The 14,978-nt window shown below is 36.6% G+C and carries 14 protein-coding genes; 12 read left to right on the top strand and 2 right to left on the bottom strand.

The features are described 5' to 3' along the window. Positions 1–279 precede the first annotated feature (279 nt). The 5 genes from MKY90_RS17805 (at position 280) to MKY90_RS17785 (ending at position 5,525) form a co-directional block, all read left to right on the top strand. A complete protein-coding gene (locus MKY90_RS17805) occupies positions 280–1,656 on the top strand; it encodes an APC family permease (protein ID WP_341092153.1) in 1,377 nt (458 codons plus the stop codon). Positions 1,657–1,768: 112 nt separating this feature from the next. Next, the gene (locus MKY90_RS17800; RefSeq protein ID WP_016092058.1) at positions 1,769–2,017 is read left to right on the top strand and encodes a DUF1294 domain-containing protein; all 249 of its coding nucleotides are present in this window, start codon (positions 1,769–1,771) and stop codon (positions 2,015–2,017) included. 104 nt (positions 2,018–2,121) lie between these two features. Continuing rightward, positions 2,122–3,063 carry an EamA family transporter RarD gene (gene rarD / locus MKY90_RS17795; RefSeq protein ID WP_002014350.1) on the top strand — a complete coding sequence of 314 codons (942 nt, stop codon included), beginning with the start codon at positions 2,122–2,124 and terminating at the stop codon, positions 3,061–3,063. Between the two features lie 80 nt (positions 3,064–3,143). Beyond that, on the top strand, positions 3,144–3,569 hold the full coding sequence (locus MKY90_RS17790) for a divergent PAP2 family protein (RefSeq protein WP_000447809.1): 426 nt from the start codon (positions 3,144–3,146) through the stop codon (positions 3,567–3,569). Between the two features lie 102 nt (positions 3,570–3,671). Then, positions 3,672–5,525, top strand: coding sequence for a terpene cyclase/mutase family protein (locus MKY90_RS17785; RefSeq protein ID WP_098168394.1), 1,854 nt, complete (start codon positions 3,672–3,674; stop codon positions 5,523–5,525). A 74-nt stretch (positions 5,526–5,599) separates the two neighbouring features. Here MKY90_RS17785 and MKY90_RS17780 read toward each other — a convergent pair whose 3' ends face one another. Beyond that, on the bottom strand, positions 5,600–5,749 hold the full coding sequence (locus tag MKY90_RS17780; protein WP_002128468.1) for a YfhD family protein: 150 nt from the start codon (positions 5,747–5,749) through the stop codon (positions 5,600–5,602). A gap of 133 nt (positions 5,750–5,882) precedes the next feature. Here MKY90_RS17780 and fabG point away from each other — a divergent pair, with 133 nt between their 5' ends. Beyond that, positions 5,883–6,623, top strand: coding sequence for a 3-oxoacyl-ACP reductase FabG (gene fabG / locus MKY90_RS17775; RefSeq protein ID WP_341092148.1), 741 nt, complete (start codon positions 5,883–5,885; stop codon positions 6,621–6,623). Positions 6,624–6,673: 50 nt separating this feature from the next. Here the strand turns inward: fabG and dhaS are convergent, their stop codons facing one another. Beyond that, on the bottom strand, positions 6,674–8,158 hold the full coding sequence (gene dhaS / locus MKY90_RS17770; protein WP_002014355.1) for an aldehyde dehydrogenase DhaS: 1,485 nt from the start codon (positions 8,156–8,158) through the stop codon (positions 6,674–6,676). 272 nt (positions 8,159–8,430) lie between these two features. On the opposite strand from dhaS, the gene MKY90_RS17765 reads away from it, so the two are divergent. The 6 genes from MKY90_RS17765 (at position 8,431) to MKY90_RS17740 (ending at position 14,950) form a co-directional block, all read left to right on the top strand. Then, positions 8,431–8,709 carry a YhdT family protein gene (locus tag MKY90_RS17765; RefSeq protein ID WP_002014357.1) on the top strand — a complete coding sequence of 93 codons (279 nt, stop codon included), beginning with the start codon at positions 8,431–8,433 and terminating at the stop codon, positions 8,707–8,709. 3 nt (positions 8,710–8,712) lie between these two features. Then, positions 8,713–10,146 (top strand): sodium/pantothenate symporter, encoded by a 1,434-nt coding sequence (panF, locus tag MKY90_RS17760; RefSeq protein ID WP_002087740.1) that lies wholly within the window; start codon positions 8,713–8,715, stop codon positions 10,144–10,146. A 134-nt stretch (positions 10,147–10,280) separates the two neighbouring features. After that, a complete protein-coding gene (locus tag MKY90_RS17755) occupies positions 10,281–11,213 on the top strand; it encodes a nucleoside hydrolase (protein WP_033708028.1) in 933 nt (310 codons plus the stop codon). A gap of 117 nt (positions 11,214–11,330) precedes the next feature. Further along, entirely contained in the window at positions 11,331–12,440 is a 1,110-nt protein-coding gene (locus MKY90_RS17750; protein WP_098168392.1) for a serine hydrolase, read from the top strand. A gap of 101 nt (positions 12,441–12,541) precedes the next feature. Continuing rightward, complete coding sequence (argH, locus tag MKY90_RS17745; protein WP_098168391.1) at positions 12,542–14,050, top strand: argininosuccinate lyase; 1,509 nt, start codon at positions 12,542–12,544, stop codon at positions 14,048–14,050. Between the two features lie 66 nt (positions 14,051–14,116). Continuing rightward, a complete protein-coding gene (locus MKY90_RS17740; protein ID WP_016127398.1) occupies positions 14,117–14,950 on the top strand; it encodes a GNAT family N-acetyltransferase in 834 nt (277 codons plus the stop codon). Positions 14,951–14,978: the final 28 nt, after the last annotated feature.

Here is a 14,978-nt window from a genome sequence, read left to right as displayed (position 1 = left end):
GTGGTATCGTATATTTTGGAATGCTATTTTATTTATAATTATTCAATTCGGGTGAATTAATTATATTGTTGACAATATAATTAATCCTGTGATAAATTCAATCAATCTTCTAAAAACAAGCTTGTTTTTAGAAGATTGATTTTTCTGATTTTAAATTATGTAATTTGTGGAGTCTATATAGGGAGTGAAAGTAAAGCATGAATATTATTAATGTGTAATAGCAACAGTAATAAAGATTGTAATGAGTAAGGGATAATTTTGAAAAAGAGGTTTCTACGAATGAGTTTATTTATAAAGAAAGCAATGAATGAAGAAAAGAAAAAAGTGTTAAAGCAAACTTTAGGAGCAATTGATTTAACGCTTTTAGGAATTGGAGCAATTATTGGTACAGGTATTTTCGTATTAACAGGTATTGTAGCGGCGAAACATGCTGGTCCAGCAATTGTATTATCTTTTATGTTAGCTGCAATTGTATGTGCTTGTGTAGCCTTTTGTTATGCTGAATTTGCATCTACAGTCCCGGTCTCAGGAAGTGTGTATTCGTATACGTATATGACATTAGGTGAGATTTTTGCTTTTATAGTTGGCTGGTGTGTCATGTTAGAGTACTTATTAGCTACTTCTGCGGTGGCGGCGGGATGGTCAGCCTATTTTCAGTCATTGCTACTAGGGTTTAATATTCATATTCCGGCAATCATTGCTTCTGCACCAGGGATGGGGAATGGCGGGATTATCGACTTGCCAGCGGTTATTATTATTTTAATTGTTACATTTTTACTAAGTCGTGGTGTGAAAGAAAGTGCACGTATAAATAATATAATGGTTATTATTAAACTGGCTGTTATTTTAGTATTTATTATTGTAGGAGCAAACTATGTAAAGCCAGAGAATTGGCAGCCGTTTCTTCCTTTTGGATACCATGGTGTTATTGGAGGAGCTGCTACTGTATTTTTTGCCTTTTTAGGTTTCGATGCAGTTGCAACAGCAGCAGAGGAAGTGAAACGCCCACAACGTAACGTTCCAATTGGATTACTTATCTCTTTATGCATTTGTACAATTCTTTATGTTGGTGTTTCATTCGTGTTAACTGGAATGGTTCCATTTACGGATCTGAATGTAGCTGATCCAGTTGCATATGCACTGCGTATTGTAGGAGAGGATAGAATTGCTGGTCTATTATCAGTTGGAGCGATAGCTGGTTTAACAACAGTTCTGTTAGTTGCTATGTTCGCATTTGTTCGAGTATCATACTCGATGAGCCGAGATGGATTGTTACCAAAAAGATTTTCGAGTGTTCATAAACGTTATCAAACACCATTTTTTAATACATGGATTACGGGTATTCTTGCGGCTGTATTAGCAGGTTTATTGGACTTGAATTTGTTGGCAAATTTAGTGAATGTGGGAACGATAACAGCGTTCATATTTGTATCTATAGCTGTAATTGTATTAAGGAAGACACATCCTAATTTGAAAAGACCGTTCCGTGCTCCGTTAGTTCCATTCTTACCTATACTTGCGATAGTAAGTTGTTTATATTTAGCATTAAATCTTTCTAAAACCACTTTAATCAGTTTTGCAATTTGGGTTATTGTAGGTATTTTTATTTATTTTATATACGCGAAAAAACATAGTAAGATTAGAAATAGAGTATAAGGTATTACAATTATGGCTGTAGGCTAAAGTTTTTTTACCTATAGCCATTTTTATTTGTGCGCACCTTATTTTCGTGTTAACATAAAGCGAATTTTTTAAGGGAGAGAATAAGATGAAATGGATATACTTTATTATTATTAACGTTATAGCATTTAGTATGATGGGGCTTGATAAGCGAAAAGCAAAGAAAAAACAGTGGAGAACGCCAGAAAGTACGTTGTTTTTATCAGCTGTAGCTGGAGGAGCGGTTGGAGCTTGGATTGGTATGTATATGTTTCATCATAAGACACATAAAAGTAAATTTGTCTTCGGTATTCCAGTGCTCGTTATTATAACAGTAGGAGTGTTTTTATACATATAAAGGATTTGCAAGAGGAATGTCGAAAGAAATGCAGATTGAATATTGGTAAAGTAAGTATGTGAGACTTTATAATGAAGAAAAAAGAGAAGAGGAGAAAAAGGAAGATGGGGAGTCAAACAGCAGAGCAAAAGCAGGGGATTATATATGCAGCAGGTGCGTATACGATGTGGGGAGTCCTTCCGATTTATTGGAAATGGGTGGAGGAAGTACCGGCAGATGAAATATTAGCGCATCGCATCGTTTGGGCATTTGTTTTTATGTTGTTAGTTTTAGGAGTAACGAAGAGGTTTCGTCAGTTTGGTGGGGAGTTAGTGGCCCTTTTTAAACGACCTAAATTATTAATGTCATTAACAATTGCTTCGGTACTTATTAGTGGAAACTGGTTTGTATACATATGGGCCGTAAATCATAACCATGTAATCGAAGCAAGTCTTGGGTATTATATTAATCCACTTATAAGTATTTTACTTGGTACAGTTGTTTTAAAAGAGAAGCTTAATTTTTGGCAATATGTTGCGGTTGGTTTAGCTGGATTGGGCGTTGTTATTTTAACGATACGTTTCGGATCAATTCCATGGGTTTCTCTTTCACTTGCTTTTTCATTTGGATTATATGGATTAACGAAAAAATTATTAAATTATGATGCAACAATTGGGCTTACGATGGAAACGATGTTAGTGACGCCATTTGCACTTATATATTTGTTTATGACAGGAGTTCATGGCTTTGGTTCGTTCGGTTCTATTTCGGCAATATCAACGTTTCTTTTAATAGGGGCAGGTATTGTTACAGCGTTACCACTCTTTTATTTTGCTAAAGGAGCACAACTTATTCCGCTCTATATGATAGGATTTTTACAATACATCGCGCCGACTATTAGTTTAATTTTAGGTGTGTTCGTTTTTGGTGAACATTTCACATCTACTCATATGATTGCGTTTTTCTGTATATGGATTGCTTTATTTGTCTTTTCAATGGCGAAAACAAAGTTTCTACTACAGAAGCAACCAAAATTTATTAAAAATAAATCAGCAAAAGTGTCATAATGCGTAGTATTTTCTACGCATTTTTCTTTATACTTATATTATATAGAAATTCCATTATAGTCAGTGAGGAGCTGAAAAACATGGAAACAATTTTACATAATGATCCACTTATAGCAGCTATAATTTCTTGGTTTTTAGCACAGTTAACGAAAGTCGTTTTTAAATTAATAAAAACAGGCGAGTTTGATTTTGCTAAGTTCTTTGCTTCAGGTGGAATGCCAAGTTCGCATGCTTCGACGGTTACTGCACTTGCTACAGGTGTCGGAGTGGTGGAAGGTGTGGAGAGTCCAATATTTGCGGTTGCCGCTATTTTTGCCATTATTGTTATGTACGATGCTTCAGGAGTAAGGCTTGCGGTAAGTAAGCAAGCGAAAATATTGAATGATTTTTTTCATGGTAGACAAACAGAATATAAAAAGTTAAATGAGCTCGTTGGACATACACCGTATCAAGTTGTTGTTGGTGCACTATTAGGAATTGTTGTTGGGGTTGGGTATTGTTTGTAAGCAGAATGTGTGTAATACACGTTCTGCTTTTCTTTGTTTTCATACATATTTAGATGAGTTTTCGAATATCGTATACGGACTTAGAAAGGGTGGGTGAGCGGTGTGCTACTATATGACAAAGTGCATGAGGAGATAGAGCGGAGAACGACTGTACTTCAAACGATGCAAAGGCGAGATGGAACGTGGCAATTTTGTTTTGAAGGAGCTTTGCTAACGGATTGTCACATGATTTTTTTACTCAAATTATTAGGGCGAAATGACGAAATAGAACCGTTTGTGAAAAGGTTAGTATCTCTTCAAACAAATGAAGGGACTTGGAAATTATACGAAGATGAAAAGGGAGGGAATTTATCCGCGACGATTCAAGCATATGCTGCTTTACTTGCTTCGGAAAGATATTCGAAAGAAGCTATGAATATGAGGCGAGCTGAAATGTTTATTAAGGAACACGGGGGAGTTTCTCGTGCTCATTTTATGACGAAATTTTTATTAGCGATTCATGGAGAATATGAATTTCCTGCGCTTTTTCACTTTCCAACGCCAATCTTATTTTTACAAGATGACTCCCCCCTCAGTATATTTGGGCTAAGCAGCTCAGCGCGTATACATTTAATTCCGATGATGATTTGTATGAATAAGAGATTCCGTGTAGAGAAAAAGTTATTGCCAAATTTAAATCATATTGCAGGCGGGGGTGGGCAATGGTTTCGAGAGGAGCGGTCTCCGCTGTTTCAATCGTTTTTAGGTGATGTGAAAAAGGTAATATCTTATCCATTATCGTTACATCATAAAGGATACGAAGAAGTAGAGCGCTTTATGAAGGAGCGTATAGATGAAAATGGAACATTATATAGTTACGCCAGTGCTACGTTTTATATGATTTATGCTTTGCTTGCATTAGGACACTCTATTCAGTCTCCAATTATTGAGAAAGCTGTGACAGGATTAAAATCTTATATATGGAAGATGGACAGAGGAAGTCATTTGCAAAATTCTCCTTCTACCGTATGGGATACCGCTTTACTTAGCTATTCATTGCAAGAAGCTAAAGTTACAAATGAAAATAAGATGATTCAAAGGGCGACGGAGTATTTATTGCAAAAACAACAAACTAAAAAGGTAGATTGGAGCGTACATGCATCATCACTTGTAGCTGGCGGTTGGGGATTTTCAGATGTTAATACGACGATCCCTGATATAGACGATACTACAGCTGCCCTTAGAGCGTTAGCGCGAAGTAGAGGGAATGATAGAGTAGATGATGCGTGGGGAAGAGGCGTGGAATGGGTGAAAGGATTGCAAAACAATGATGGAGGCTGGGGAGCTTTTGAACGAGGGGTAACGAGCAAGTTACTATCGAATTTGCCGATTGAAAATGCGAGTGATATGATAACCGATCCGTCCACACCAGATATTACAGGTAGGGTGTTAGAATTATTCGGAACGTATGCACCGAATGAGTTGCTTGAAGAGCAAAAAAAGAAAGCTATCAAATGGTTAATGGATGTACAGGAACAGAATGGATCATGGTATGGAAAATGGGGGATATGTTATATATATGGGACATGGGCAACGATGACAGGCTTACGTGCATTAGGAGTGCCTTCTACTCATCCAGCGTTGAAAAAAGCCGCTTCATGGCTCGAACATTTGCAGCATGAAGACGGAGGGTGGGGAGAATCCTGTCAAAGTAGTGTAGAGAAAAAATTTATTTCTTTACCTTTTAGTACGCCGTCACAAACAGCGTGGGCACTTGATGCACTCATTTCTTACTACGATCAAGAAACACCGATTATTCGAAAAGGAATTTCATATTTGCTCGCGCAGTCTACTATGAATGAAAAATATCCTACTGGTACAGGGTTACCGGGGGGCTTTTATATTCGCTATCATAGTTATGGACATATATATCCGTTACTTGCTTTAGCGCACTACGTAAAGAAATATAGAAAATAAACCGAGAGATACTCTCGGTTTATTTTGATGGGTAGTAGGTCCCTGTTGAAAAGAATAAGGAACGTTGTAGTTCCTTATTTTTCTGTTGATTGGCGTTTTTGACGTGCATCAGCGGCATTTGCACGTGCGTTTGCTTCTAAGTCATTGTGGTCAGCGAGTTCGCGAGCGAACTCAACATCAATGCCATCGGCAGCTTTGTTTCGATCTACATTCTTTTTTTTCATTCGAAACAATCTCCTTGTGTTTTATGCGGCGTTGCAAAGTTAGTTTGACACAAATAGACTTTTTTATACAAAGAGGATTTGGAAAGCATAGAGCCGAAATATACAATATAACTAATAGAAATGGGGGATAGGGATGGACTTGTTGAATGGGAAAACAGCTGTTGTAACGGGTGCTGCGCAGGGGATTGGAAAAGAAATCGCACGAGTTTTTGCAAAACTAGGGGCCAAAGTATTAATTAGTGATGTAAATGAAGAGAAGCTACAAAAAACGACACGTGAATTATCAGATGAAGGGTATGATGTGAGTTTATATCGATGTGATGTGAGTAATCAAAATGAAGCGAAGTCGTTAATTGAATATGCGGTGCAAAAATTTGGTACATTACATATTTTAGTGAATAACGCTGGAATTACAAAAGATGCAATGTTACATAAGATGGAGAAATCAGCTTGGGAACAAGTATTACAAGTGAACTTAACTGGCGTTTTTTACTGTATGCAGCCAGCGCTTCTTTATATGAGGCAACAAGGGTATGGGCGGATTATTAATATTTCTTCTATTAGTAGGGAAGGAAATATTGGACAAGCAAATTATGCGGCTACAAAAGCAGGGGTTGTAGGTTTAACAAAAACAGCAGCGAAAGAGGTTGGAAGTTTTGGTATTACGTGTAATACGATTTGTCCAGGATTTATGGATACTGATATGACAAAAACAATACCGGATAAAGTAAAAGAGAAAATGGCTGGAGCGATTCCAGTTGGAAGAATCGGAACGCCGGAAGATATTGCAAACGCAGCTGCCTTTTTAGCATCAGAGTATGCGTCTTACATTACAGGAGAGGTATTAAATGTGAGCGGTGGGTTGCAAGTGTAAATGAATACATAATGAAAAGAACCTGACCGAGTAGGTCAGGTTCTTTCTCGTTAATTTAAGTTAATCCAAACGCTCTTCACTTCTGTATAGTTGTTCAGCGCGTAAGATCCCATTTCGCGGCCAAGACCGGATTGTTTAAATCCTCCAAATGGAGATGCTGCATCAAAGACGTTATAACAGTTTACCCATACAGTACCAGCACGTACTTTACTTGCAACATAGTGTGCTGTTTTAACATTTTCTGTCCACACACCAGCCGCTAAGCCGAATTGTGATTTATTTGCACGTTCAATCACTTCATCAATATCGTTAAAAGGTATTGCAGAAATAACTGGACCGAAAATTTCTTCTTTTGCGATCGTCATTTCGTCATTTACGTCAGCGAATACTGTAGGAGAAACGAAGTAGCCTTGATCGAATGGATTACTTCCTCCGCAAAGTACTTCAGCGCCTTCTTCAATCCCTTTTTCAATGTAGCTCATTACACGTTTTTGTTGTTCTTCGGAAACGAGAGGACCGATTGTTGTTTCAGGGTTAAGACCGGCACCTTGATTTAGTTTTTTAGAATAGAGGACGAGATCAGCCATGACATTATCATACATTTTCTTTGGGATAAATAAGCGTGATCCAGCAGAGCATACTTGTCCTTGGTTAAACATAACACCAGAAAGTGCACCAGGAATCGCGCGAGATAAGTCGGCGTCTGGTAAAATAATGTTCGGTGATTTACCGCCAAGCTCTAAAGTAACACGTTTCAATGATTCAGATGCTTGTCGCATAATTTGTTTACCGACTGGAGTAGAACCAGTAAATGCAATTTTATCAACGAGTGGATGATTAACAAGTGCTTGTCCAGCTGATTCACCGAATCCAGGAACGATATTAATAACACCTTTCGGGAATCCAGCTTCTTCAATTAATTCAGCTAAGTATAGAGCGGATAGTGGAGTTTGTTCTGCAGGTTTTAAAACGATTGTACATCCTGTAGCAAGCGCAGCTCCCATTTTCCACATTGCCATAAGAAGTGGGAAGTTCCAAGGGATAATTTGACCGACGACACCAACAGCCTCATGGCGTGTATAGTTAAAGTAATCACCGGAAACAGGAATTGTTTGACCAACAATTTTCGTCGCCCAGCCAGCATAATAGCGCATATGCTCAATTGCAAGTGGTATGTCTGCCGCCATTGTTTCACGGATTGGCTTTCCGTTATCTAACGTTTCGAGCTGTGCGAGCTCTTCTTTATGCTCTTCCATTAAATCAGCGAGCTTGTACATAAGACGGCTGCGTTCAGCAGTGCTCATGCGTGACCAAGGACCTTCATCGAAAGCCATTCGAGCTGCTACCACAGCTTTATGAATGTCTTCGCGACCAGCTTCAGCAACGATAGCGAGTGTTTCACCAGTTGCTGGGTTAGGAGTTTTAAATGTTTTTCCGGAAGCGCTTTCAATGAACGCTCCGTTCACATATAGTTTCTTTGTGCCCTGAAGAAATTTCTCTACCTTTTCATGAAGATTTACAGCTAGTTGACTCATTGTATAACCCCCTTGAAAATATAATTTAAACGCAGTACGAGACGGCGTTTATTCCGAAATCAAGGATGTGGGAACTAGATGAAAAGCCTCTACTTAAAATCATAAATAAAAAATGCTGAAAATTCAAATTTCATTTTCGTTACAATTGTAAAAAATATGTAATGAAACATTGTATTCTATATAATTACAAAAAATCCTGCGCGTTTTTGTTTTCTAGTAGGAAAAACTAGAAAAACAGTGGTACAATTATACATCGTGAGAGGAGGGGGAAAATGAAGAATTATCATGATGATCCGCGCTTTCGAGTTGCCCATAGAGAAGCGTTAATTGGTCTTGGATTAGCTATTATTAATTTTATAATATGGTATGGATTTGCTTATGGGCTTGGAAGTAAGGATCCAAGTGAATATACATATGTATTAGGTTTTCCAGCATGGTTTTTTTATAGCTGTATCGTTGGATTTATCGTAATGGTTATTTTGCTTATTTTAGTTGTTCGTTTTTTATTTCAAGATATTTCACTCGATGAGGAAGAAAAAAGTGAGGAATGATAGATGAATTGGTATGTAATAATCCCAATGATAATTTCTTTTATCGTTGTGTTTTTAATTGGTGTATATGCATCAAGACGTGTACAAGCAACCGCTAATAATAAATTTTTACAAGAATATTTTCTTGGTGGGCGTGAACTTGGTGGCTTATTATTAGCTATGACGATGATTGCTACGTACGGTAGTGCAAGTAGCTTTATCGGCGGGCCTGGTATTGCTTACAATATGGGTCTTGGATGGGTGCTGTTATCAGCGATTCAAGTTGTAACAGGATATATCGTTTTAACGGTTATTGGTAAAAAGTTTGCTATTATCGCTAGAAAGATGGAAGCAATTACGCTTATTGATTATTTAAAGGGCAGATACAATAATAAAGCGGTAGTTGTTCTTTCTGCGTTATGTATTATAATCTTTTTGTTCTCAGCAACAGTAGCCCAGTGGGTTGGCGGCGGACGATTAATTGAGTCGCTAACAGGACTTTCCTACACAACGGCACTATTTTTATTTACATTTTCTGTACTTGTGTATGTGTTAATTGGTGGATTTCGTGCAGTCGCTTTATCAGATACGTTATTAGGAATCATTATGTTAGTCGGAACAACAATCATTTTAATTGCTACTGTCATTGCTGGTGGCGGAGTTGAAAAGATTATGCAGGAACTTATTCAAATTAATCCGAATCTAATAACACCGTTCGGAGCGGATGGAAGTTTAACGAAATCATATGTCACATCATTTTGGATTTTAATTGGGATTGGTGTCGTTGGATTACCGCAAATTAGTGTGCGTGCTATGTCTTATAAAAATTCAAAAGCTATGCACCAAGCATTAATCATTGGAACGGTTGTCGTCGGTACAATTATGATTGGTATGCATTTAACAGGTGTGTTTGCAAGAGTAGTCCTTCCAGGCATAACGGTACCAGATAAAGTAATGCCGCTACTCGCAATGGAAGTGTTGCCACCTTGGTTAGCTGGAGTTTTCTTAGCTGCACCAATGGCAGCGATAATGTCTACTGTGAACTCATTATTATTACTTGTAAGTTCGTCAATTATTAAAGATATATATGTGAACTACATAAATAAAGATGCCGCGGATAGTACGATAAAGAAAGGTAGCCTATTGATTACTGGTATCGTAGGATTACTCGTATATGCTGCCGCTATTAAGCCACCAGACTTTTTAATTTGGTTAAATTTATTTTCTTTCGGTGGTTTAGAAGCAGCGTTCATTTGGCCGATTGTGTTAGGTTTATATTGGAAAAAAGGAAATGCAACTGGAGCTCTCGCATCTATTTTAGTTGGAGTAGGTTCCTATATGTTTATTCACCTTTGCTACCCTAATCCATTCGGTATACATACAGTTGTTTTCCCGATTTGCTTTGCATTTATCTCTTATATAATTGGTAGTATGGTTACGATGAAAAAAGTAGCATAAAAATATAGAAAAACGTAGGAACTTCTAATATGAAGTTCCTACGTTTTTTGTTTATACAAAATTTATCTTTTTCATTCTGTATTCCGTCATGTATTCATAAAGTAATAACAATTGATGGGATGGAGTTGAGGTCTATGAAAAAAATATTATTTTTAGGAGACCCAGGAATTGATGACTCTTTAGCAATTATGTATGGATTATTGCATCCTGATATTGAGATTGTTGGAGTAGTAACAGGATATGGGAATGTAACGCAGGAAAAGGCGACGAGTAATGCGGCGTATTTATTGCAAATGGCGGGCCGGGAAGATATACCTGTTATTAATGGAGCTAAAATTCCTTTATCTGGGGATTTTGTAACATATTATCCGGAAATTCATGGGGTAGACGGTTTGGGACCTATTAAGCCTCCTAAAACTTTTTCTCCCAATATTAAACCTTTTTGTGCATTTTTCGATATCATTGAAAAATATAAAGGAGAACTAATCATTGTTGATGCCGGCAGATCAACAACATTAGCGACGGCATTTATTTTAGAAAAACCAATGATGAAGTATGTGAAAGAATATTATATAATGGGCGGAGCTTTTTTAATGCCCGGAAATGTTACACCGGTCGCGGAAGCCAATTTTCATGGTGACCCAATTGCATCACAATTAGTTATGCAAAATGCGAAAAATGTGACATTAATACCGCTTAACGTTACATCAGAAGCGATTATTACACCGGAGATGGTGAAATACATTACGAAACATTCTAAAACGAATTTCAAGAAATTAATAGAACCGATTTTCGATTATTATTATAAAGCTTATAAAAATCTGAATCCTAAAATAACAGGGAGCCCAGTGCATGATGTAGTAACGATGATGGTAGCGGCAAATCCATCTCTTTTAGATTACGTGTATCGTCGTGTTGATGTAGATACGGTTGGAGTTGCGAAAGGGGAAAGTATCGCTGATTTTCGCCCGCAACCTGAAGCAAAAGCGTTGAAAAATTGGGTTAAAATTGGCTGGTCTTTACATTATAAAAAGTTTCTAGAGGATTTTGTGAAAATTATGACGTAGACATAATAGTAGCATACAAGTTAAAATAATGGAGATGATTGTTTAAATAATCATCTCCATTATTTTGTTTTTAAGAGATAAATAGAGAAGAGTTACACAATAGGAGAGGAATTTTACTTGAAAAAAACTATAGTATGCGCAGTGATTGTGGGTATTTTTGTTTTGCTGATATCAGGTAACTTTTTAGTGAAAAAAGTGTGGAGTTCAAATAATGATGATGCGCAGTACATAGCATCCTTTATTGAAGAACATAAAGATGAAAAGAATAGTGCACTTTTAATAAAAAGAAATGATAAAGTCGTGTATTCTGTAAATCCGGATGTTGTATTGCCAGTTGCTAGTACGATGAAGTTAATTGTGGCGCTTGAATATACGAAACAAGTTACAGAGGGGAAAATCGATCCGTCTAGTTTCGTTTCAATTAATGATGTGAATCGTTATTATGTGCCGGGTACAGATGGTGGTGCACAAGATAGATGGCAAAATTATTTGCAAAAAAAAGAAAAGATAACTGAAGGAGCGGTTTCTTTAGAAGAAGTTGCAAAAGGAATGGTTAAGTTTAGTTCTAATGCAAATGCTGAATATTTAATGGAGGTATTAGGATTAGACAATATTAATCGGAATTTACAAAGTTTAGCACTTCCTGCACATCAACCGCTATTTCCGATTGTTTCATCTTTATACATTCCGGGATATTTGCATAAAGAATTACATGTTCCAAAATATAAAATAGAGAAAAAGTTAAAAGAAATGTCTCAAGAGCAATATCGTGAATATGCTATGATTATTCATGAACGCTTAAAAAAGAAGGGACCATTATTACAGAAGGAAATTCCTCTGTATTTAGAGGAACGTTACGACAAAATTTGGTCGGATAGATTGCCGGCTGCTTCCGCTAACGATTATATGGTACTGCTTCAAAAGGCAAATCATCAAGGTGGTCTTACAGAAGCGGAAGAAAAAGTGTGGGCGAATATCGTTGAAACAGATATGAGCGCAAAGAAATATCGTAAAACATTCAGGCATGCTGGACAAAAGAATGGTTATACACCATGGACGGTAACAAAAGCAGTTTATGCAATGGATAAACGCGGAAACTGTACAGAAATTGTTTTCTTGGCAAATAATTTAAATGAAGATGACAGTGCTGAAATACGTAAACATTTAGCAAATCTACACTTTCAAGTGTTGCAAAGTGATAAGTATGATGCGACTTTTATTAAATAAACTCGGTGCTATGAGCGCCGAGTTTATTTTTATGTACAAGCACTTTTTCACCATCCTTGGGTATGATGGGTAGTAACACTTAGGCGAAAGGGGAAAAGGTGATGAAACAGAGTAAAGAAGAGTTTATTAAGAATGAAGGCGCTGATTTCCCTGGGAAAACATATGTAGATTGTGTATTACAGCACGTATTTAATTTTCAGCGTAATTATTTATTAAAAGATATGTTTCAAGTGCATAGGGCACATATTACTATGTTAACTGAAGAGAAGTTAATGAAAAGAGAAGAAGCGAAAGTTATATTAATCGCACTTAAAAAAGTAGAGGGGATTCCAAAGGAGAAGTTGCTATATACAGAGCAACATGAAGATCTTTTTTTCTTAGTTGAACATTTGCTTTCTCAAGAAGAAAAGTGTGAATTTGTAAGTAATATGCATATCGGTAGAAGTAGAAATGATATGGGTGTAACGATGTATCGCATGAGCTTAAGGCAATTTGTATTGCGGTTAATGGAACATCATTTATTGCTGCAAGAAAGTATGCTGGAGCTCGCCGGTGAACATATGGAAACAATTATGCCCGCGTATACACATACACAACCGGCGCAGCCGACAACATTTGGTCATTATATTTTGGCAATTTATGATACGATGCAACGAGATTTAGAAAGAATGAAAAAAGCGTATCATCTTTTAAATCATTCTCCAATGGGGGCAGCTGCGCTTTCTACAACAAGCTTCCCAATTAAGAGAAAACGAGTGGCACAGTTACTTGGGTTTACAAATGTAATTGAGAACTCATATGATGCTGTTGCTGGAGCAGATTATTTATTAGAAGTTAGCTCGTTACTAATGGTTATTATGACGAATACGAGTAGATGGATTCATGATTTTTTACTATTAGCGACGAAAGAATATGATGGGATTACTGTAGCGAAGCCATATGTGCAAATAAGTAGTATTATGCCGCAAAAACGAAATCCTGTTTCAATAGAACATGCCCGTGCTATTACGAGTAGTGCTTTAGGGGAAGCATTTACTGTATTTCAAATGATTCATAATACACCATTTGGCGATATTGTCGATACGGAGGATGACTTGCAGCCGTATTTATATAAAGGAATCGAAAAGGCGATTCGTGTTTTTTGTATGATGAACGCAGTTATTCGAACGATGAAAGTAGAAGAGGAAACGTTAAAAAGTCGTTCATATAAACACGCGATTACGATTACAGATTTCGCAGATGTTTTAACGAAAAACTATGAAATACCATTTCGGCATGCACATCATGCAGCAAGTGCGATTGCGAATATGTCATTGGAGCAGAAAAAGGAGTTACATGAATTAAATTTCAAAGAGATAAATGTATACTTACAAGAAAATTTGAAAGTAAATTTATTAGAAGAAGAGTGGAAAGAAATTATATCACCAGAAGCTTTTATTCAAAAAAGAAATGTATATGGTGGACCGAGTAAAAAAGAGATTGAGCGTATGATTAAAAATCGAAAAGAGTCATTTCAAAAAGAAGAAGAGGTATTTGAAAAGGAAAAACAAAGAATTTTACAAGCTGAAAATGATTTGAATACGTTAGCTTCGAACATTATTAAATCGTAAAAGAAGGATTTAATGAATTAATCGCCAATACTTAATGAAACTATAAATAGAGAGAAGAGATTGTCGATGATTCAACTACATGTATATGAAGAGATTCTTAATTTTACAGAAGAGGTTAAACCATTTTTAGAGAAGAATGAGCAGGAAAATAATCTCATATTAGGTGTATTACAAATGGTCCAAGAACCGATATTTATAGGAGTAGCAAAACAAGAGGAAGAAATTGCAGCTGTATTTCTTCAAACAGAAGAAAAGAAACAAATAATTGTTGCTACGTCTGAGATTTCGGCAGTAGCTATTAAGGAACTTGCAAAAGAGTTAACGAAAGTATATCCACATATTCCTGGATTGATTGGTAATAAAAAAATCGTACAGAAATTAGCGGAAGAGATTGCAGTGTTAGAGAATAAGAAAACTAATGTTGCAATGGAGCAAGGTATATATGAATTAAAACAAGTAAAGAAAAAGTGGAACGGAGATGGAATCTTTCGAGAAGTAAGTAGTGATGAGCTAACATTAATAGAGCAGTGGATATATCAATTTTGCGAAGATGTGAAGCTTCCTACTACGAAAGAAGAAGCGAAACAAACTGCTCATACATTAATTACTAATCGTTGTCTATTTGGTTTAGAAGTAGACGGGAAGATTGTTTCTGTAGCTGCAAAAACGAGACCGACTACAAACAATATAACAGTTAATTTTGTATATACACCGAAAGAAGCTCGGAAAAAAGGGTACGCATCTAGTTGTGTCGCTGCACTTAGTCAACGTATGTTAGATGAAGGCTACAAAACAACGACATTATATACGGACCTGGCAAATCCGACATCAAATAAAATTTATCAAGAAATTGGTTATGAGAAGATTATGGAGTCTGTACTTATATTTTTAGAGAAATAGAATGAAAAGGCACGCTATTATAGCGTGC

Origin of the sequence: Bacillus sp. FSL P2-0099 (genome assembly GCF_038007445.1) — a bacterium.
Classification (GTDB): Bacteria; Bacillota; Bacilli; order Bacillales; family Bacillaceae_G; genus Bacillus_A; species Bacillus_A mycoides.
The sequence above is the reverse complement of the archived record's forward strand: the minus strand, read 5'-3'. Positions and strand labels throughout refer to the sequence as shown.